The sequence below is a fragment of the Brevibacterium sp. K11IcPPYGO002 genome (genome assembly GCF_050920635.1).
Taxonomy (GTDB): domain Bacteria; phylum Actinomycetota; class Actinomycetes; order Actinomycetales; family Brevibacteriaceae; genus Brevibacterium.
The window spans coordinates 1,737,022-1,756,960 of the sequence record NZ_CP131929.1; the positions used below are offsets into that span (position 1 = coordinate 1,737,022).

Sequence of the window (19,939 nt, forward strand, 5' to 3'; positions counted from 1 at the left end):
CTGCCCAGCGTCGGAGGGATCGTATTTCTTCGGGGTGAACGGCCGTTCCCGACCAGCCTAATCCGAAGAGTGGCTCAGTCAGAGAGCCAGAAATATGCCAGTATTTTAGGCCAGATGACCATACCCGTTCTATGATCGACTGATGGTCACGAAATCGCGGCACGGCACCCGGGCCGAGGGCATCGCTCTGCCGGTGAACGTCGACAAGCGACTGCCGACTCCGCTGCCGGATCAGCTCACTCAGGAGCTGCGTCGTCTCATCTCGGACGGGACTCTGCACCCGGGGGACACGGTGCCGTCGAGCCGTCGTCTGGCCACACACTTGGGCATCTCCCGCGGCAGCGTGGAGACAGCGTATGCGCAGCTCGCCGTGGAGGGATTCCTCATCGCCGCCGAGCGTTCGGCGACGCGGATCAATCCCGAGCTGCCGGCCGCTTCGACACCTGTGCCTCAGCGCAGAAGCATCCCGGACTCGCCGAGGCGGAGTCTGCGCAACTATGTCGACCTGCGTCCGGGATTCGGCGGTGACGATCCTCTGCGTGAGCCGGCATTTCGCCGGGCGTGGCGGGAATCGCTCGACCTCGATCCAGGGCCGATCGATCCCTTGGGCCAGCCCCGTGCCCGGTGGGCGATCGCTGACTACCTGCGGCTGACGCGTGGAATGGCCGTCGATCCGGACGAGATCATCCTCACCAGCGGGTCTCGCGACGGTCTGCGTCTGCTGCTGAGCGTCGGCGTCTCCGGCTCCATCGCCGTGGAGAACCCCGGATTCCCCGGTCTGCGTCAGGCGATGACCGACCAGCATCTCGTGCCCCTGGACATGGTCGGTTCCTCGCCGGCGCCGGCCGATGTGGGTGCGGCCGTCGTGACACCGAATCATCAGTTCCCGCACGGAACGCCGATGCCGGTCGACCAGCGTGCGCGTCTGCTCGACTGGGCGGCGCGGGGTGATGCGCTCCTCATCGAGGACGACTACGACAGTGAGGCACGGTTCACCCGCACCGTGCTGCCGACCCTCTTCGATCTCGCCTCATCGACCGGCAGCAGCGCGCAGGTCGTCCACATCGGCACCTTCTCCGCTCTGCTGACCTCGGCCGTATCGACCGGGTACGTCATCGCTCGCGGACCGATCTCGGAGCGGCTCATGAGCATGCGTGCGGCTCTCGGACCTGCGTTCTCACCGATTCTGCAGATGGCCATCGCCTCCTACCTCGGCTCCGGTGGGCTGCGCCGCCGCATCTCCCGCGGTCGGCGGCGACTCCGGGCCGCCGAGGAGGTCGTGTCCGAGATCGGTCCGATCCCCGGTCTGGTCCATGACGGTCGCACGCTCGTCATCGAAACGTCTCAGGAACAGGCCGCGACACTGCTGCGTGAGCTGGCCGAGCGCGGCATCCTCGTCGCCTCTTTGGCCCGCGGCTGGACCGGCGGCGATGAAGTCAGGCACGGTCTGGTCATCGCGCATTCGAATGTCGAGGCAGCTGTGCTGCGGGAGGCCTTGGGAGAGGTGAAGACCCTCTTGAGTAGGATTCAGTCATGAGGAATTCCGGATTTGCAGTCGACGGCATCATCAAGCTGCTGCTGGCCGTGGCCGGCTTCATCTTCCTCGGCGGACTCGAGGACTTCTTCCTCGCCCCACGCTGGCTGGTCATCACCGCTCTGGTGCTGCTCTTCCTCAGCGCCGCCACCCAGATCTCCTATGCCGTGACCAAGGGAGAGAGGCGCTATCTGAAGTTCCCGATGGTCTTCGACGCCCTTCTCATCGTCGCTGTCGTCGTCGGCCTCATCCTCGCGGCTGCGAGCAACCCGGCCGGTGCCTGGATCCTCTTCGGCTTGGTCGGTGTCGGCTCATTGGGCATCGCCGTGGTCTTCACGACCGGGGAGAACGGCCCGTCCTTCAGCGAAGAATAGCCGCAGAACCCCTGACCGCCAGTTGCGAAGGGTGACGAGCTCAGCGGTTGAACGCGATGGCCGCGATATGACCGTCCGGAATGCCGTCCTCGAGATCGTGGATGTCGACATCAGGATGCGGTGAGTTCGGGTGCGGCCCGGCACCGATGTAGTCGAGACCCGGATCGCGAGCCAGGCCGGTGCTCAGTGCTTTGAGGAAGGCTTCGGTCCGCGCCCACACGCGGACGAAGCCGGCGGCGAAGTCGTCGTCGGGAAGCTCGTCGAGCTCAGCACGTTCTCGTTCGTGAAGCAGCTGCATCGCCTCAAGGGCGACCCCGCGCTCGGGGATCGGTTCGATGTCGAGTCCGACCGGATCGTCGGAGACGGCGACGAGGACGAGGCGACGAGACCTCGAGACCGAGAACTCGCACTCGTCGTGGCGCGGTTTGCCCGCTGAATCGAGGCGGATCTCGATCGCAGCGGGATCCTGATCCAGATGCGCTCCGAGGACGTGGCGGAGGACGACACGGCCGGCAGACCAGGTGGCGGCCGCCTCGGCGTCGAATTCCTTCGCATAGTTGCGTTCCTGCTCGGTGAGCACGGAATCGTCATCCCGCGCCCACGCCGCCTCCGCCGAGGTATCGGCGAGGACGAGGGTGACGGGAAGGTCTGTGCGCAGTTCGGTGAAGCTGGGGTGGTGCGCCATCGATCAGCGGCCCAGGGCCTTGTTGATCTTCTTCAGTTTGCGGCCCAGGATGAAGATCCGCACCGAACCGATGATCCCGGCGATGAGGATGCCCCCGATCGCAGCGAAGAGCATGGCCACGCCCAGGGGCAGTTCGAACTGCCAGCCGAAGTACTTGAACTCGGCCGGGACGTTGTTCTGCAGAATGAAGATGAGCAGCAGGACGACGATGACGGCGCCGAGGATGAGGGAGATCCACATGCCCGCCGACATTCCTGACCCCGCCTTCGTCGACGGCAGCTCACCGGTGTGTCCCGCCGGAGGCTGCGTCTGTTCATGCTGCTCGTGCGGGGACATCTCCCGAGTCTTATCCACCGCAGCGGTCTCGCCCGTCGCGGGAGTATCGCTGCCGAGGACTGAATCGGTTTCGGCCAGGAGCTCTTCGGGCGTCTGCGAATCGCCACGCGGGTCTTGGGTACTCATGCGCCCCATCATAACTGCTGATAGGGCGGTGAGGTCAGGAACAGAGAAGGAGAGTTCAGGAACAGAGAACGAGTCCCGGCAGATGACTGCCGGGACTCTTTCTGTCGTTCCTCTCGGACGATCAGATGATCACCCGATGACTCGTCCAGTCGATCAGACGGTCTTGCTCAGCGACGAGATGATCTCGTTGAGCGTGGCCGAAGGACGCATGGCGGTTTCGGTCTTCAAGTCGTTCGGGTAGTAGTAGCCTCCCAGATCGACGGGGCTGCCCTGCACCTCGAGGAGCTCGGCCACGATGGCGTCCTCCTTCTCGGTCAGTGCCTTCGCCACGGGAGCGATGGCCTCGGCCAGGGCTTCGTCCGAGGTCTGCTCGGCCAGCTGCTGGGCCCAGTAGAGGGTGAGGTAGAAGTGGCTGCCGCGGTTGTCGATCTCGCCGACCTTGCGCGACGGCGACTTGTTCTCCTCGAGGAACTTGCCGGTTGCGGCGTCGAGGGTGTCGGCCAGCACACCGGCCCGCTCGTTTCCATGGACGTTGAACTCGTGGCGGAAGGACTCTGCCAGGGCGAGGAACTCACCGAGGGAGTCCCACCGCAGGTGGTTCTCTTCGACGAGCTGCTCGACGTGCTTCGGAGCCGAGCCGCCGGCACCGGTCTCGAACAGTCCGCCGCCCGCGATGAGCGGGACCACGGAGAGCATCTTCGCCGAGGTGCCGAGTTCGAGGATCGGGAACAGGTCAGTGTTGTAGTCGCGGAGCACGTTGCCGGTCACCGAGATGGTGTCCTTGCCCTCACGGATGCGGTCGATGGAGAACTGAGTGGCCTCCACCGGGTTCATGATGCGGATGTCCAGGCCCTCTGTGTCGTGGTCACGCAGGTACTCCTCGACCTTCGCCTTGATGTTGCGGTCGTGGGCGCGGGTCTCATCGAGCCAGAACACGGCCGGGGTCTCGGACAGGCGGGCCCGGGTGACGGCGAGCTTGACCCAGTCGCGGACGGGGATGTCCTTCGTCTGGCAGGCACGCCAGATGTCACCGGCGGCGACCTCGTGGCTCATGAGCACATCGCCGGCGGAGTTGACGACCTCGACGGTTCCGGCCTCCGGGATCTCGAAGGTCTTGTCGTGGCTGCCGTACTCTTCGGCCTTCTGCGCCATGAGACCGACATTGGGCACGGTGCCCATGGTCCGCGGGTCGAAGGCGCCCTTGGCCTGGCAGTCCTCGATGACGGTCTGGTAGACGCCGGCGTAGGAGGAGTCGGGGATGACGGCCAGGGTGTCCTGGGTCTGGTCGTCCTTGTTCCACATCTTACCGCCGACGCGGATCATCGCGGGCATGGAGGCATCGACGATGACGTCGGAGGGCACGTGGAGGTTCGTGATTCCCTTGTGCGAGTTGACCATGGCCAGGTCGGGGCCGTCTGCCAGGCCCTTCTCGATTCCGGCCTTGACTCCGGCGGCTGCATCGGCAGGCAGGGTGTCGAGTCCGGCGAGGATGGCGGCCAGCCCGTTGTCGGAGGTCAGCCCCGCCTCGGCGAGGACGTCACCGTATTCGGCGAAGACATCGGGGAAGAAGGCTTCGATGACCTTGCCGAAGAGGATGGGGTCGGAGACCTTCATCATCGTGGCCTTGAGGTGGACGGAGAAGAGGACGCCGTCGGCCTTGGCCGCGGCGATCTGGTCCTTGACGAATTCGTCGAGGGCGGCGGCGTTCATCTTCGTCGAATCGACGATCTCGCCGGCCAGGACGGGCAGGGACTCCTTGAGGACCGTCGTCTCTCCCGCGGCGGTGCGCAGGCGGATCGACAGGGTGTCATCGGCCTCGATGATCACGGACTTCTCGTTGTCGCGGAAGTCTCCCGATCCCATGGTGGCGACGCGGGTCTTCGAATCCTTCGACCATTCGCCCATCGAATGCGGGTGAGCTTTGGCGAAGTTCTTCACGGCCTGCGGAGCGCGACGGTCGGAGTTGCCCTCACGCAGCACCGGGTTGACGGCTGAACCCTTGACCTTGTCGTAACGTGCCCGAACGTCCTTCTCCTCGTCGGTCGAAGGCTCTTCCGGGTAAGCGGGCAGATCGTACCCCTGTGACTGCAGCTCGGCGATCGTCGCCTTCAGCTGCGGGACGGATGCCGAGATGTTGGGCAGTTTGATGATGTTGGCATCGGCGGTCTTGGCGAGATCACCCAGCTCCGCGAGCGCGTCGCCGACCTGCTGGTCTTCGGGCAGGCGGTCGCTGAACTGGGCCAGCACGCGTGCGGCGAGAGAGATGTCCCTGGTCTCAACCTCGACACCGGCCGACGTGGCGAAGGCTTCGATGATCGGCTTGAGCGAATACGTCGCCAGAAGCGGCGCTTCATCCGTGCGCGTGTAAATGATTTTAGCCATAGTTAAGGACCACTCCGCATCTTCTTGGGGTTTATCGCCCTCCATCCTACCTTCTGGGCCATTTCGGTAGGCGGCCCAGTCCGATGACGGTGCTCACATCTGCCGGTGGCACCCGGTAGTCTTCTGTGTCGGCACGGACAACAGAAAGAGGACGACAGTGGCCAAACTCTACTTCCGGTACGGGGCGATGAATTCCGGCAAGTCGACCGCTCTTCTGCAGGCGGCTTTCAACTACGAGGAACGCGGCCAGCGCGTCCTGCTGGCCAAGCCGCTGATCGACACCAAGGGCGCATCGCAGATCGTGTCCCGATTGGGCGTCACCCGTGAGGTCGACTTCGTCATTCCCGCCGACGGTGACGTCGAACGGATCTATGCCGAACATGCCGACTATGTCGACCACGATGCCCTCATCGAGTCCATCGATGCCCCGAAGATCCCGGTCGCGTGCCTGCTCATCGACGAAGCGCAGTTCCTCAGCCCCGTCCAAGTGGACTCGCTCATGCGCATCGCGACCGCCTCCTCGGTGCCGGTGATGTGCTACGGAATCCGCACTGACTTCCAGACGAAGGCGTTCCCCGGTTCGGCCCGTCTGCTCGAGATCGCACACACCCTCGAAGAGCTCAAGACGATCTGCCGCTGCGGTCGCAAGGCCATGTTCAACGGCCGCCTCGTCGACGGAGCGTTCATCTTCGACGGCGATCAGGTCGCCATCGACGGCAATTCCGTGACCTATGAGTCGCTGTGCCCGAGCTGTTATCTCGAGTACTCCGGCGGTAGGCTGTCAACGACAGACTCCTGACCGATCCCGACTCAGCTTCCCCGTCGAATCCCGCTCGTCGACCCCGTCGTCACCAGTCGAAATCCTCTCGCACCTGAAGTTCTCAAGGAGCCTCCATGCGCATCGCCGTCCGTGCCTTCAACGACAATCCCGGTTCTCCCGTCCTCGTCTTCGGCAACGCTCTGGGCACCAGAATGCCCTTGTGGACGCCCGTGGCCGCGCGTCTGGCCGACGATTTCCAGATCTACCTCACCGACCTTCCCGGACATACCCTTCCCGCCGACGATTCCCTCGCCGAGGCGGCCGCCCCGCTGACGATCGAAGCGTTGGCCTCCGGTGTCGTCGAGTCCCTCGCCGAACTCGGGGTGGAGTCCTTCACCTACTGCGGAGTCTCGATCTCCGGAGCCGTCGGTCTGACCCTGGCACTCAACCATCCCGAAACACTCACCGGACTCGTCGCCTGTGCGACGGCGGAGAAGTTCGGCACCGCGGAATCCTGGGACGAACGCATCGCTGAGGTCCGCTCCGACGGAACCAAGAGCCTCGTCGATGACACCGCCGATCGGTGGTTCGCCGCCGGATTCCTCGGCGAGGACATCGCCACCGGTCACCTCATCCTGTCCGACCTCGCGCTCGTCGACGATGAGGCCTATATCGCGGCCGCCTCGGCGCTGACAACCTACGATCTGAGCGGGAAGCTCGGATCGATCACCACCCCGACGCTGGTCATGGCCGGTGCCCAGGATCCCGGCTGCACGCCGGAGGCGATGTCGGAGATGGCCGACCAGATCGAAGGTTCGCACTTCGTCACGATCCCGGACGCAGCTCATCTGCTGATGGTCGAACACCCCGATATCGTCGTCGACCACATCCAGGAGTTCTGCGGCCAGCTCTAGGCACATCCGCGCCTCCGGGTACAGATGCGGCCGCACACACGGGCCAAGGTCGAATCTCCCGGTAGCGGGATCACATCTGGAGTAGGCTGTGCGAAAGCACAGGCACACCTGCTCGAAGAGGAGTGAGAATGTCCCCGCGCCCGAATTCCGCTGAGTTCACATCCACCGAGATCGGTCTGCGCTCTCCCGGGGAACAAGAACCCGGCATCAGCCGCACCACCCTCCGAATCCGTTGGACCGGATTCCTGCTCGGCCTCATCTTCTCCACCCTGATCTATGCGATCATGCCTGCCGACGTCGGTCATGGAGCCAAACTGACTGCGGCAGTCGCGGTGCTCATGGCAGCCTGGTGGATGACAGAAGCGCTGCCGATCGCGGCGACGTCTCTCGTCCCGCTCGTGGCGTTCCCCGTGCTCGGCACGGACGTGGAGATGGAGACTGTCGGCGCCTCCTACGGCAACCCGATCATCTTCCTCTTCCTCGGCGGCTTCCTCATCGCCCTTGCCATGCAGCGATGGAATCTGCACCGCCGCATCGCACTCGTGACGCTGAGCATCATGGGCGACAGGCCGGGACCGATGATCGCCGGATTCATGATCGCCACCGGGTTCATCTCGATGTGGGTCTCGAATACGGCGACTGCGGTGATGATGCTGCCGATCGGAATGTCGGTGCTCATGATCGTGTCGAAGGTCATCGGCACAGCCCTGGGCGGCGACGCAGGCGCACCAAGCAAGGACGGGCGAGCAACCGACGGCGCAGCCGAGAACCCGAGCGACGGCGGCGATGACACAGGCATCGGCGCGGTCGTGAAGTCGAACTTCGGCACCGCCCTCATGCTCGGCATCGCCTATTCAGCATCGATCGGGTCGTTGGGCACCATCATCGGCACTCCTCCCAACCTCTTCCTCATCGGCTACCTCAAGGACAACCACGACATCTCCATCGGCTTCGGCCAGTGGATGATCGTCGGTGTGCCGCTGTCGGTGGTGATGATGGCCATCGCCTGGTTCCTGCTGGTCAAGGTGCTGTTCAAACCGGAGATCGACAGGATTCCCGGCGGACGTGAACTGATCCGTGAGGAACTGGCCAAACTGGGCCCTATGTCCACAGGTGAGAAGCTCGTGCTCGCGATGTTCGTTCTCGCAGCCGTCAGCTGGATCTCGCTGCCGCTGATCTTCGAGGAACCGCCGATCAGAGACGAAGGCATCGCCATGGCCGTTGGCCTACTGCTCTTCCTCATCCCCGGTGGGGCGAACCGCGGCGTGCGGCTCCTCGACTGGGACACCGCGGAGAAGCTGCCCTGGGGAGTCCTTCTGCTCTTCGGGGGCGGACTCGCGCTCTCCGCTCAGTTCTCTGACTCGGGGCTGACCGAATGGATCGGTGAGACCACGAGCGGTCTCGGCGTTCTGCCGACGATCCTCGTCGTCGCCATCTTCGCAGTCATCATCCTGTTCCTCACCGAGCTGACGTCGAACACTGCGACGGCAGCGACGTTCGTTCCCGTCGTCGGGGGAGTGGCGATGGGACTCGACCTCGACCCGCTGTTGCTGACGATTCCCGTCGCACTGGCCGCAACGTGCGCGTTCATGCTGCCGGTCGCGACACCGCCCAATGCGGTGGCATTCGGCTCTGGGTACGTCACCGTGGCGCAGATGGTCAAGGGCGGCCTGTGGCTCAATGTCATCGGCATCGTCCTCATCACCGCGACCGTGTATCTGCTCGCCGTTCCGGTATTCGGGATCACTGTCTGAGCTCGCGCGGAACTGGCAGACTGATGGCATGACTGAGCTGTTCGAACCGCTGACACTGCGCGGCACCGAGATTCCCAATCGCATCTGGCTGGCCCCGATGTGCCAGTACTCCTGCGAAGCCGAGGACGGAATGCCCGGCCCCTGGCATCTCGTCCACCTCGGCGCTCGGGCGCAGGGCGGATTCGGGCTCATCCTCACCGAAGCCTCCGCCGTCGTCCCCGAAGGCCGAATCTCACCGCAGGACGCCGGGATCTGGAACGACGACCAAGCCGAATCATGGTCGGCCGTCGTCGACTTCGTCCATTCGCAGGGTTCTGTCATCGGCATCCAGCTCGCCCATGCCGGCCGCAAAGCCAGCACCTATCGACCTTTCTCAGGAGAACCGAAGGGCAGCGTCCCCGAGTCGGAGGGCGGATGGCCCACATTCGGTCCCAGCCCCATCGCCTATCCGCAGCTGGCCGAGCCCGCGGAGATGACGAAGGACGACATCGCCGAGGTGGTCGCCGCCTTCGCAGCTGCGGCCCGCCGTTCGATCGACGCCGGATTCGACCTCGTCGAACTCCACGCCGCCCACGGCTACCTGCTCCATTCCTTCCTGTCGCCGCTGTCGAACCAGCGCAGCGACGAATACGGCGGCGACCTTGCCGGCCGGTCCCGTCTGCTTCACCAGGTCTATGCGGCCGTGCGAGCCGAAGTCGGTGACGATGTGCCGGTGTTCGTGCGCCTCTCGGCCAGCGAATGGACCGAGGGCGGCTTCGACGTCGCCGAAGCCGCCGAGGTCAGTCGTGCACTGTCGGAGGTCGGGGCCGACCTCATCGACGTCTCCTCGGGCGGCAACTACCCGGTGCAGATCCCCATCGGTCCCGGCTACCAGGTGTCCCTGGCCGCAGCGATTCGTGCCGAAGGGGTGCCGACCGGTGCCGTCGGACTCATCACCGATCCGAAGCAGGCCGAGACCATCCTCGGCACGGGACAGGCCGATGCGATCTTCATGGCCCGAGCCGCTCTGCGCGAACCCTCGTGGCCGCAGCGTGCCGCCCACGTCCTCGGAGTCGAACCCGGACCCTACCCTCCGCAGTACACCCGCGGAGCCTGGTGACCTGTCCCTGAACCTCGGAAGCATCAGCCCAGATTGAGGAGTGTGGAAATGAATACGATCGAGACCGAACACGTTGTCATCCGCTCTATCGCGGTCTCCGAGATGGCCAACAACGTCTATCTGCTCACCGCCAAGGAAACCGGCTCTCAAGTGCTCATCGATGCCGCCGACGACGCCGAGGCGATCACCGAGCTCATCGGCTTGAGCGCACAGGACACCGAGGCCGAGCCCACGCTGCGGGCGATCATCACCACCCACCGGCATTGGGATCATATTCGGGCACTGCCGGCCACCTCGGCGGAATATCCGGAAGCGATGACCATCGCCGGCTCCGCGGATGCGGCCGCCATCACGGAGGCGGAAGGAGTGGAGATCGCGCATTCCGTCGATCACCTCGATGTCGGGGACTTCGGCGGTTTCGTCCTCCAAGCCATCGCACTGCGGGGGCACACTCCCGGCTCGATCGCTCTGCTGCTGCGCGACGGGGGCCAGACGATCCTGTTCTCCGGCGACTCGCTGTTCCCGGGCGGGCCCGGTAAGACCTGGTCGGCCGAGGACTTCACCTCGCTCATGGACGACCTCGAGGATCGGGTCTTCGATGAGCTTCCGGACGAGACTCGTGTGCTGCCCGGGCATGGGGACTCGACGACCCTGGGCGACGAGCGCCCGAAGCTGGGGGAGTGGCGCGAACGCGGCTGGTGACCTCAGCTCGGCAGCGCCGCGAAGCCGATGAGCGCCCAGGCGATGGCTGACAGACCGACGGCGATGATGCCGATGTTCCATCGCGTCTCGATGACACGCTGACCGCCGGGGTTGGCCAGCTCTGCGTCGCTGAGCGACGAATAGCGTTCGAGCACGGAATCGACGGCCGGACTCGGATCCTCGACGAGCCGGCGCATACCGTTCTCGTCCTTCTCCCACTTCTTGCCCCTGCCGGCCAGCGGCCATGAGGCGAACTTCTTCTCATGGGTGCGCACGCTCAGCCCGAAGTGGGTTTCGAAGCCGTCGACGAGGTTCCACGGGATCGTCACGGTCTGCAGGGGATTGACCAAGACGAGCTGCTGTCGGTGCAGCTCGACACGGGGATACCGGTAGAAGACGAAGACCAAGGAGCCGACGGCCAGCGGGATGCCCGCGGCGGCGAGACCGCGCAGCGTGAAATCACCGAAGAGGATGGAGAGGACGCCGACGGCGCAGAGGCCGCCGACGATGAAGAACAGGGCCGTCGAACTCGTCGTCCGCACGACGGTCGGGTCGGTGTCATTGCGATCTATCTCACTGTCAGCCACCTGATCATCCTATCCATTGAGACTGAACAAAAGTTGTCTGTTGCCTTGGTCTCGAAACGGTAACGATTCACGAATTTGCTCATTATGTGGACTCCGTCACAGTCACCGGTGGATTAACTTTGATGCATTCCATGTGAAGAACATGAACGCGGTCACATGCGCCTCGGCTCCTGCCGACCCGTTGCCTGTGACCGGAATGCACTCCGGACTTGGGGTGCAAGTACGAGGGTGACTCGCCCTAGAACAACAAGGAGAGAACGTGAACAAGCGCTTCCTCGCGGCTGGTGCCTCTGTGGCTGCCGCTGCAATGGTGCTCACCGCCTGCACACCCCCTGGCGGAGGCGATGACGACGAAGCATCGAAGGACACCGCCGTCAACATCGGTTGGAACGAATCCTTCCGGTCGATGAACACACTGACCGCCAACGGCAATGCGACCTCGAATGCCATTCTCACCTACATGATGAATGACAACTTCGGGTACTACGACGGCGACCTCGAAGTCCAGGACGGAGCCCTCGGGAAGGTCGAGCAGGTCTCCGAAGATCCGCTCAAGGTCAAGTACACCTTCAACGATGATGCCAAGTGGTCCGACGGCACCCCGGTCGACGCCGCGGACCTGGCGCTGACCTGGGCAGGCACCTCGGCGAACTTCAACACCGTCGAAGCCAACAACAATGACGACGGATCGGTGAAGAAGAACGACGCGAAGACCGTCTACTTCGACTCCTCCACCGCGGGTTCGGCTCTGGTGAAGAAGTTCCCGGAGATCTCCGACGACGGCAAAGAGATCACGCTCGAATACTCGAAGCCCTATGCTGACTGGCAGACCGAATTCGGCACCGGTGCCGACGGCGTCGGCGTGCCCGCCCACATCGTGGCGAAGAAGGCCCTGGGCATCGACGATGCCCAGGAAGGCAAGGACGCGATCCTCAAGGCCATCAAGGACAAGGACACCGAGCAGCTCTCGAAGATCTCGAACACCTGGAACACCGGATTCGACTTCACCTCGATGCCGGAGGACGAGGATCTGCTGGTCCACAACGGTCCGTACAAGATGACGAAGTTCGAAGAGGGGCAGTACGTCACCCTCGAACTCGATGACAAGTACACGGGACCGGTGAAGCCGAAGGTCAAGACCGTCACGGTCCGCTACAACGGCGATCCGATGGCCATGATCCAGGCCATCGAGAACGGCGAGGTCGACATGACTCAGCCGCAGGCGACCGCCGACGTCCTCTCCGCCGCCGAGAAGATCGACGGTGTCACGGTCGATGCCGCCGATGGTGCGACCTACGAGCACGTCGACTTCACCTTCGACAACAAGGGTCCCTTCGATCCCGCTGCCAACGGCGGCGACGAGGAGAAGGCGAAGAAGGTCCGTCAGGCTTTCCTCAAGGCCATGCCGCGTGAGGACATCGTCGACAAGATCATCAAGCCCCTCAACGACAAGGCCGTCACCCGTGATTCGTACTCGCAGGTGCCCGGCTCGCCGATGTATGACGCGATCACCGAGGTCAACGGCGTTGCCGACGCTGCCGATGGTGACGTCGAGGCTGCGAAGAAGCTTCTCGAGGAGGCCGGAGTGGACTCCCCGACCGTGCGGGTCATGTACGACAACACGAACTCGCGTCGTCAGCAGGAGTTCCAGCTGATCAAGGAATCCGCCGAGAAGGCCGGCTTCAAGATCAAGGACGTCGGCGACGTCAACTGGGGCACCCGCCTCGGCGACGGCACCTACGATGTCTCGCTGTTCGGCTGGCAGTCGGAGGGCACCGGCGTGACCGAGAACGATGCGAACTTCCGCACCGGTGCTCAGAACAACTACGGCGGCTACTCGAACAAGGAGATGGACAAGATCCTCGACAAGCTGCTCGTGTCCAAGGAGGATGAGCAGCAGGATCTGCTCATCGACATGGAGAAGCAGCTGACCGAGGACGCCTTCGGCGCGCCGATCTTCCAGTTCCCCGAACTGACGATCTACCGTGACAGCGTCAAGAACGTGAAGTCGACCGCTGTGTCGCCGACGATGTTCTGGAACTACTGGGAGTGGGAAGTCAACTGATCCGCGACTGACGCGATCGGTTCTTCTCCACCCAAGCCTTCTGTGGGGATCACTGTGTGATCCCCACAGCGGCGTTTTCGGAAGATTGAAACGGAACCCCCATTATGATCAGATTCATCCTCCGACGATTGCTGTCGACGGCACTCGTGCTCCTCGTCGTCACCTTCGTCCTCTACCTGCTCCTCAACGTCGCCCTCGACTTCTTCTGGGACCTGCGTGCGAGCACCTCACCGAACATCGAGGCCCTCTACGAGTCGCGTCGCAGGCTCCTCGACCTCGACACCCCCGCGATCGTCCGCTACTTCAAGTGGCTGGCCGGCGTCGGCGGCTGCGCCATCGGCCAATGTGACTTCGGCATCGCCTGGAAGTCGGGCCAGGAGGTCACCGACCAGCTCCAGGGTGCGATCATCAACACGATCAAGCTCATCACCGCCTCGACGATCGTGGCCATCATCCTCGGCATCGCCGTGGGCATGATCTCGGCGATCCGCCAGTACTCGGGCTTCGACTACTTCATCACCTTCGTCTCGTTCCTCCTCTACTCGCTGCCCGTCTTCTGGGTGGCGGTGCTGCTCAAGCAGTACGGGGCGATCGACATCAACAACTTCATCAACGATCCGACCCTGGAATCCTGGTGGCCGATCATCATCGGCTGTGTGGCCATGGGACTGATCTGGATGGGTGCGCTCGGCGGCAGCGCGAAGCGTCGCATCATCACCTTCCTCGCCGCAGCCCTCATCACCTTCGCCACCATCTACTACATCCTCGCCAGCGGCTGGATGCAGCACCCGTCGATCGGCCTCCTCGGTGTGATCGTCATCGGCGCCGGCGCAGCCATCGTCATGACGTATCTGTCGACGGGGCTGAAGAACCGCCGGGTGCTCTACGCTTCGCTGACCACAGTCGTCGTCGGAGCGCTCCTGTACTGGCCGCTGATGAACCTCTTCTACTACGTCGACATGAACTGGCTGTGGATGTTCGGGCTCTTCATCGTGGCGATCGCCGTCGCGATCGGCATCGGTCTGGCGTTCCGCGGTCCGGATCCCTGGGACACCGCACGCACAACGAGCTTCACCGCCATCATCGTGGCCGTGCTCATCTTCGCCGACAAAGTGTTTCAGGGCTGGCAGGAGTATTCCGACGACCCGGCCATCAACAATCGTCCGATCGCGACGATCGGCGCGTCGGCGCCGAACATCGACGGAGACTTCTGGATCACGAACCTCGACTCGTTCACTCACCTGCTGCTCCCGTCGATCGCGCTGGTCCTCATCTCCTTCGCCTCCTACACCCGCTACACCCGCGGTTCGATGCTCGAGGTCATGGGACAGGACTACATCCGCACGGCACGCGCCAAAGGCCTCAACGAACGTACGGTGATCATGCGCCACGCTCTGCGCAATGCGCTGCTGCCGCTGGCCTCGGTCATCCCTGTCGACATCATCACGATGATCGGCGGTGCCGTCATCACGGAGACGATCTTCGGCTGGAACGGCATGGGCAAGCTCTTCATCGACTCGCTGCACAACGCGGAGCTTGATCCGGTCATGGCCTACATCCTCATCACCGGTCTGCTCGCCATCATCGCCAACCTGGTCGCGGACTTCCTCTACGCCGTCCTCGACCCGAGAATCCGAGTGAACGCATGAGTACCAACAACGACAAACAGAACGCTCTCGCCCTCGACGAAGTCGGGGACAATGCGATCGAGTCGAAGGAGACCGAAGGTCTCTCCCAGGGCAGGATCGTCCTGCGCAAGTTCCTTCGCCACAAAGGCGCGATGATCTCGATCGTCGTCCTCGTGCTGGTGGCGATCTTCGCCTTCAGCGCACAGGGCTTCGGTGCTGTGCCGGGCTGGTGGAAGTTCAGCCATACGGCCTCCGGGCCCGTGGTCAACCCCGGGGGTGCCCCCACGTGGTCATTGGCGAACTTCTTCTCGCTCGGCGACCATCCGTTCGGACAGGATGAGATCGGTCGTGACAACTTCGCCAGGGTGATGAAGGGAACGCAGATCTCCCTGGTCGTCATGTTCATCATCGGCATCGTGTGCCTGATCATCGGCACAGTTGTCGGCGCGGTCGCCGGTTACTACCGCGGTTGGGTCGATTCGGTGCTCATGCGCATCACCGACGGCTTCGTCATCCTGCCGGTCATCGTGGTCGGCTCGATCCTCGGTGTGCTCGTCGGCGGAGCGAACGGCCCTCTGCTCGGTGTGGCGCTGGGCTGCATCCTCTGGGTCGGCCTCGCGCGACTCGTCCGCGGTGACTTCATGTCCCTGCGCGAACGCGAATTCGTCGACTCGGCCCGTGTGGCCGGGGCCAGCGACTTCCGAATCATGTTCAAGCACATGCTGCCCAATGCCATGGGCGTCATCATCGTCAACACGACACTGATCATGAGCCAGGCGATCGTCCTCGAAGCCTCCCTGAGCTACCTCGGCTTCGGCATCAAACCGCCCGGCATCTCGCTCGGTCAGCTCATCAGCGAATACCAGACCTCCTTCGCCACACGCCCGTGGCTGTTCTGGTGGCCCGGCCTGTTCATCATCGTCATCGCTCTGTGCGTGAACTTCATCGGCGACGGTCTGCGCGACGCGTTCGACCCGCGGATGAAGACGATCCCGAGCTGGAGAAAGATGAAGAAGGCCGAGCGCATGGCACAGAAGGAGGCGAAGTGATGGCCGGGAAGACAGCAGATACCCAACCGAAGAAGGGCTCCCCGATCCTCGAGGTCAATGACCTCGGAGTCCAGTTCTGGGTCAGCGACGAATGGTGGATGGCCGCCGAGCACCTCGACTACACCGTCAACGCCGGTGAAGTGCTCGCGATCGTCGGCGAGTCCGGTTCGGGCAAGTCGCAGTCGAGCATGTCCCTGCTCGGCCTCCTGCCGAGCAACGGCCGCGCGACCGGCTCGGCGAAGCTCAACGGACGTGAGCTCATCGGGATGCCGCCGGAGAGGATGCAGGCCGTGCGCGGCAACGACATCTCCGTGATCTTCCAGGAGCCGATGACGGCGCTCAACCCGGTCTACACCGCCGGGTACCAGATCGTGGAGACGCTGCGCGTCCACCTCGAGATCGGACCCAAGGAAGCCAAGGAACGAGCCCTCGAGCTCATGCGGCTCGTCGAGATCCCGGATCCCGAAGACCGGTTCCATTCGTTCCCGCACCAGCTCTCCGGCGGTCAGCGTCAGCGCATCATGATCGCGCAGGCTCTGGCCTGTCAGCCGAAGCTGCTCATCGCCGATGAGCCGACCACGGCGCTCGACGTCACGGTGCAGGCCGAGATCCTCAAGCTCATGCGTGAGCTGAAGTCGAAGCTCGATGCCGGGATCATCCTCATCACGCACGATATGGGCGTGGTCGCTGATATGGCCGACCGCATCATCGTCATGCGCGCCGGCAAGGTGGTCGAGTCGGGCACCGCGGAGGAGATCTTCTATCATCCGCAGCATCCGTATACGAAGCAGCTCCTCGAGGCTGTGCCCCACCTCGGCGCGGGTACCGAAGGCGAAGTATTCGGCGGCAGCGTCGGCGATGTCAGAGCCTCTCTGTCCGATATCAGCTCCGACCAGGTCTCGCACGCGGATGACCCGGTGGGGCGGCCGGAGGCCGGCGCGGGCGGAGATGGTCTCTCCGAGGCCGGGGCTGCCGATATGGCCGTGGCCGAGGCGCGTGCCCAGGCGACCGAACCGGATCGCCCCGACATCGAGATGGACTCCACGGACACGTATTACCATCCCGGTTCGCAGGCGGACTTCTCGAAGCCTTCGGCACTGCAGCTGCGTGACGCCGCGATCGAGTATCCCGCGATCGGTCGGAAGAAGGCCTTCCGTGCCGCTCACCACATCAACCTCATGATCGCCCCGGGCGAAGTCGTGGGCCTGGTGGGAGAGTCCGGTTCGGGCAAGACCACGATCGGGCGCGCGGCTCTGGGGCTGCTGCCCACGGTCGAAGGCGATATGGTCGTCAACGGCACGAGCATCAAAGGCCTGAGCAATAAGCAGATGAGGCCTCTGCGCAAGGAAGTCGGAATCGTATTCCAGGATCCCGGCTCCTCGCTCAATCCGCGACTGCCGGTCGGGGAGTCGATCGGTGAGCCGCTCTATCTCCATGAGGGGTTGAAGGGCCCGGAGCTGAGCAAGCGGGTCGAGGGGCTGCTGACCGCAGTCGAACTGCCGACCTCGATGCGCAACCGCTATCCGCATGAGCTCTCCGGCGGTCAGCGCCAGCGCATCGGCATCGCCCGTGCTCTGACTCTGCGACCGAAGCTGCTCATCGCCGATGAGCCGACGTCGGCGCTCGACGTGTCCGTGCAGGCGAAGGTCCTCGACCTGTTCGAAGGTCTGCAGAAGGAATACGGCTTCGCGTGTCTGTTCATCAGCCACGACCTGGCCGTGGTCGAACGCATCGCCGAGCGCATCGCGGTGATGCGCCACGGCTACCTCGTCGAGATCGGCAAGTCCTCGCAGGTCGTGGCGAACCCCGTCCACCCGTACACACAGCGTCTGCTGTCGGCGGTTCCGGTTCCGGATCCGACGGAGCAGCGCAAGCGCCGCGAGGCCAGGGACGCGGTCCTCGAGGCCACGATGAACGCCTGAGTTCGCCCCGGCTGACGGCCACCTGCACGCGAGAGCGTGCGGGTGGCCGTACAATTGTCTTTTGGGTCCGGGCTGGACCGATCTCTCTATCTCAAAAAGGTTCTTGATGACTGAATCCATCACACGACGGGACAACCGCCGAAACGTAGCAATCGTCGCACACGTCGACCACGGCAAGACCACGCTGGTCGATGCCATGCTCCGGCAGACCGGTGTGTTCAGCGAACACGGCGACTTCGCCGAACGCGTCATGGATTCAGGCGACCTCGAACGTGAGAAGGGCATCACCATTCTCGCGAAGAACACCTCCGTCCTCTACAACGGTCCCTCGGCCGGCGAGGACCCCATCGTCATCAATGTCATCGACACCCCGGGCCACGCCGACTTCGGCGGAGAGGTCGAACGCGGGCTGTCCATGGTCGACGGCGTCGTCCTCCTCGTCGACGCATCGGAGGGTCCGCTGCCGCAGACCCGTTTCGTCCTGCGCAAGACGCTGGCCGCGAAGCTGCCCGTCATCCTCGTGATCAACAAGACCGACCGTGCCGATGCCCGCATCGACGGAGTCGTCGAGGAAGCCCAGGATCTGCTCCTGGGACTGGCCTCCGACCTCGCCGACGAAGTCCCCGACCTCGATGTCGACTCCGTTCTCGACGTTCCTGTCGTCTTCGCCGCCGCGAAGGCAGGTGCCGCCTCCCTCGAACAGCCCGCCGATGGAGCGGTCCCGGACAACCCCGACCTCGAACCGCTGTTCAAGACGATCCTCGAGACTATCCCGGCACCGGAGATCAACTCCGACGGCATTCTCCAGGCACACGTCACGAACCTCGACGCCTCGCCGTTCCTCGGTCGTCTGGCGCTGTTGCGCATCTTCGGCGGCACGCTGAAGAAGGGCCAGCAGGTCGCCTGGGCACGCGGTGACGAGATCAGCTCGGTGAAGATCACCGAACTGCTCGAGACCCAGGGCCTCGACCGAGTGCCCGCCACGGAGGCTTCGGCCGGTGACATCGTCGCGGTGGCCGGCATTCCCGACATCATGATCGGTGACACGCTCACCGACATCAACAATCCGAAGCCGATGCCGGCGATCGTCATCGACGATCCGGCGATCTCGATGACCGTGGGCATCAACACCTCCCCGCTGGCCGGCCGTGAGAAGAACACGAAGGTCACCGCCCGCATGGTCAAGGACCGCCTCGACCAGGAGCTCGTCGGCAACGTCTCACTCAAGGTCGTCCCGACCGAACGCCCTGACGCCTGGGAGGTCCAGGGTCGCGGTGAGCTGGCTCTGGCCATCCTCGTCGAGCAGATGCGCCGTGAAGGATTCGAACTCACGGTCGGCAAACCTCAGGTCGTGACCAAGCAGGTCGACGGCAAGGTCCATGAGCCCTTCGAAGAGCTCACGGTCGACGTGCCGGAGGACTACCTCGGCGCCGTGACTCAGCTGCTGGCTGCACGCAAGGGCGTCATGTCGACGATGACGAACCACGGCACCGGCTGGGTGCGGATGGAGTTCAAGGTTCCCGCCCGCGGCCTCATCGGCTTCCGCACTCGGTTCCTCACCGAGACCCGCGGCACCGGAATCGCGAACACGATCTCGGCCGGATACGGACCGTGGGCCGGCAATATCGAGTTCCGGATCAACGGCTCTCTCGTGGCCGACCGCGCCGGAACGGTGACCCCGTACGCGATGATCAACCTGCAGGACCGCGGCACCTTCTTCGTCGAACCGACCTCCGAGGTCTATGAGGGCCAGATCGTGGGCGAGAACTCCCGCGCCGACGACATGGACGTCAACATCACGAAGGAGAAGAAGCTGACGAACATGCGTTCGGCATCGGCTGACAGCTTCGAGAACCTCACTCCGCCGCGCAAGCTGACCCTCGAGGAGAGCCTCGAGTTCGCTCGTGAGGACGAGTGCGTCGAGGTCACCCCGGGTGCCATCCGCATCCGCAAGGTCGAACTCGATCAGAAGGAACGCGCCAAACTCTACGCGAAGATGCGCCGCCAGAACGCCTGAGCCGG

16 protein-coding genes are annotated in these 19,939 nt (G+C 63.9%); 12 read left to right on the top strand and 4 right to left on the bottom strand.

Annotated elements, in window-relative coordinates:
* Window positions 1-142: 142 nt before the first annotated feature.
* Both QYM46_RS07900 and QYM46_RS07905 read left to right on the top strand, forming a co-directional pair.
* The gene (locus tag QYM46_RS07900; RefSeq protein ID WP_432791495.1) at window positions 143-1,537 is read left to right on the top strand and encodes a PLP-dependent aminotransferase family protein; all 1,395 of its coding nucleotides are present in this window, start codon (window positions 143-145) and stop codon (window positions 1,535-1,537) included.
* A complete protein-coding gene (locus tag QYM46_RS07905) occupies window positions 1,534-1,908 on the top strand; it encodes a hypothetical protein (RefSeq protein WP_169252043.1) in 375 nt (124 codons plus the stop codon). The genes QYM46_RS07900 and QYM46_RS07905 overlap by 4 nt, the downstream gene beginning before the upstream one ends.
* Before the next feature lie 40 nt (window positions 1,909-1,948).
* Here the strand turns inward: QYM46_RS07905 and QYM46_RS07910 are convergent, their stop codons facing one another.
* From QYM46_RS07910 to QYM46_RS07920, 3 genes are all read right to left on the bottom strand, one after another.
* Window positions 1,949-2,593, bottom strand: coding sequence for a 4'-phosphopantetheinyl transferase family protein (locus tag QYM46_RS07910; RefSeq protein WP_169252044.1), 645 nt, complete (start codon window positions 2,591-2,593; stop codon window positions 1,949-1,951).
* Between the two features lie 3 nt (window positions 2,594-2,596).
* On the bottom strand, window positions 2,597-3,055 hold the full coding sequence (locus tag QYM46_RS07915) for a LapA family protein (protein ID WP_432791496.1): 459 nt from the start codon (window positions 3,053-3,055) through the stop codon (window positions 2,597-2,599).
* 153 nt (window positions 3,056-3,208) lie between these two features.
* Window positions 3,209-5,437: an NADP-dependent isocitrate dehydrogenase gene (locus QYM46_RS07920; protein WP_432791497.1), complete on the bottom strand. Its 2,229-nt coding sequence runs from the start codon at window positions 5,435-5,437 to the stop codon at window positions 3,209-3,211.
* A 157-nt stretch (window positions 5,438-5,594) separates the two neighbouring features.
* On the opposite strand from QYM46_RS07920, the gene QYM46_RS07925 reads away from it, so the two are divergent.
* The 5 genes from QYM46_RS07925 (at window position 5,595) to QYM46_RS07945 (ending at window position 10,666) form a co-directional block, all read left to right on the top strand.
* Window positions 5,595-6,236 (top strand): thymidine kinase, encoded by a 642-nt coding sequence (locus QYM46_RS07925; RefSeq protein ID WP_025776993.1) that lies wholly within the window; start codon window positions 5,595-5,597, stop codon window positions 6,234-6,236.
* Window positions 6,237-6,331: 95 nt separating this feature from the next.
* Window positions 6,332-7,111: an alpha/beta fold hydrolase gene (locus QYM46_RS07930; RefSeq protein ID WP_432791498.1), complete on the top strand. Its 780-nt coding sequence runs from the start codon at window positions 6,332-6,334 to the stop codon at window positions 7,109-7,111.
* A 128-nt stretch (window positions 7,112-7,239) separates the two neighbouring features.
* Window positions 7,240-8,865: an SLC13 family permease gene (locus tag QYM46_RS07935; RefSeq protein WP_432791500.1), complete on the top strand. Its 1,626-nt coding sequence runs from the start codon at window positions 7,240-7,242 to the stop codon at window positions 8,863-8,865.
* A 28-nt stretch (window positions 8,866-8,893) separates the two neighbouring features.
* Complete coding sequence (locus QYM46_RS07940; RefSeq protein ID WP_432791501.1) at window positions 8,894-9,964, top strand: NADH:flavin oxidoreductase/NADH oxidase; 1,071 nt, start codon at window positions 8,894-8,896, stop codon at window positions 9,962-9,964.
* Window positions 9,965-10,012: 48 nt separating this feature from the next.
* The gene (locus QYM46_RS07945) at window positions 10,013-10,666 is read left to right on the top strand and encodes an MBL fold metallo-hydrolase (protein ID WP_432791502.1); all 654 of its coding nucleotides are present in this window, start codon (window positions 10,013-10,015) and stop codon (window positions 10,664-10,666) included.
* A gap of 2 nt (window positions 10,667-10,668) precedes the next feature.
* Here QYM46_RS07945 and QYM46_RS07950 read toward each other — a convergent pair whose 3' ends face one another.
* On the bottom strand, window positions 10,669-11,253 hold the full coding sequence (locus QYM46_RS07950; RefSeq protein WP_432791503.1) for a hypothetical protein: 585 nt from the start codon (window positions 11,251-11,253) through the stop codon (window positions 10,669-10,671).
* 259 nt (window positions 11,254-11,512) lie between these two features.
* Between QYM46_RS07950 and QYM46_RS07955 the strand changes: the two genes are divergently transcribed.
* The 5 genes from QYM46_RS07955 (at window position 11,513) to typA (ending at window position 19,934) form a co-directional block, all read left to right on the top strand.
* The gene (locus QYM46_RS07955) at window positions 11,513-13,318 is read left to right on the top strand and encodes an ABC transporter family substrate-binding protein (RefSeq protein ID WP_169252052.1); all 1,806 of its coding nucleotides are present in this window, start codon (window positions 11,513-11,515) and stop codon (window positions 13,316-13,318) included.
* Window positions 13,319-13,422: 104 nt separating this feature from the next.
* Window positions 13,423-14,967 carry an ABC transporter permease gene (locus QYM46_RS07960; protein WP_432791504.1) on the top strand — a complete coding sequence of 515 codons (1,545 nt, stop codon included), beginning with the start codon at window positions 13,423-13,425 and terminating at the stop codon, window positions 14,965-14,967.
* Window positions 14,964-15,995, top strand: coding sequence for an ABC transporter permease (locus QYM46_RS07965; RefSeq protein ID WP_432791505.1), 1,032 nt, complete (start codon window positions 14,964-14,966; stop codon window positions 15,993-15,995). The genes QYM46_RS07960 and QYM46_RS07965 overlap by 4 nt, the downstream gene beginning before the upstream one ends.
* The gene (locus QYM46_RS07970) at window positions 15,995-17,917 is read left to right on the top strand and encodes an ABC transporter ATP-binding protein (RefSeq protein WP_169252054.1); all 1,923 of its coding nucleotides are present in this window, start codon (window positions 15,995-15,997) and stop codon (window positions 17,915-17,917) included. The genes QYM46_RS07965 and QYM46_RS07970 overlap by 1 nt, the downstream gene beginning before the upstream one ends.
* 106 nt (window positions 17,918-18,023) lie before the next feature.
* Entirely contained in the window at window positions 18,024-19,934 is a 1,911-nt protein-coding gene (typA, locus tag QYM46_RS07975; protein WP_432791506.1) for a translational GTPase TypA, read from the top strand.
* Window positions 19,935-19,939 lie beyond the last annotated feature (5 nt).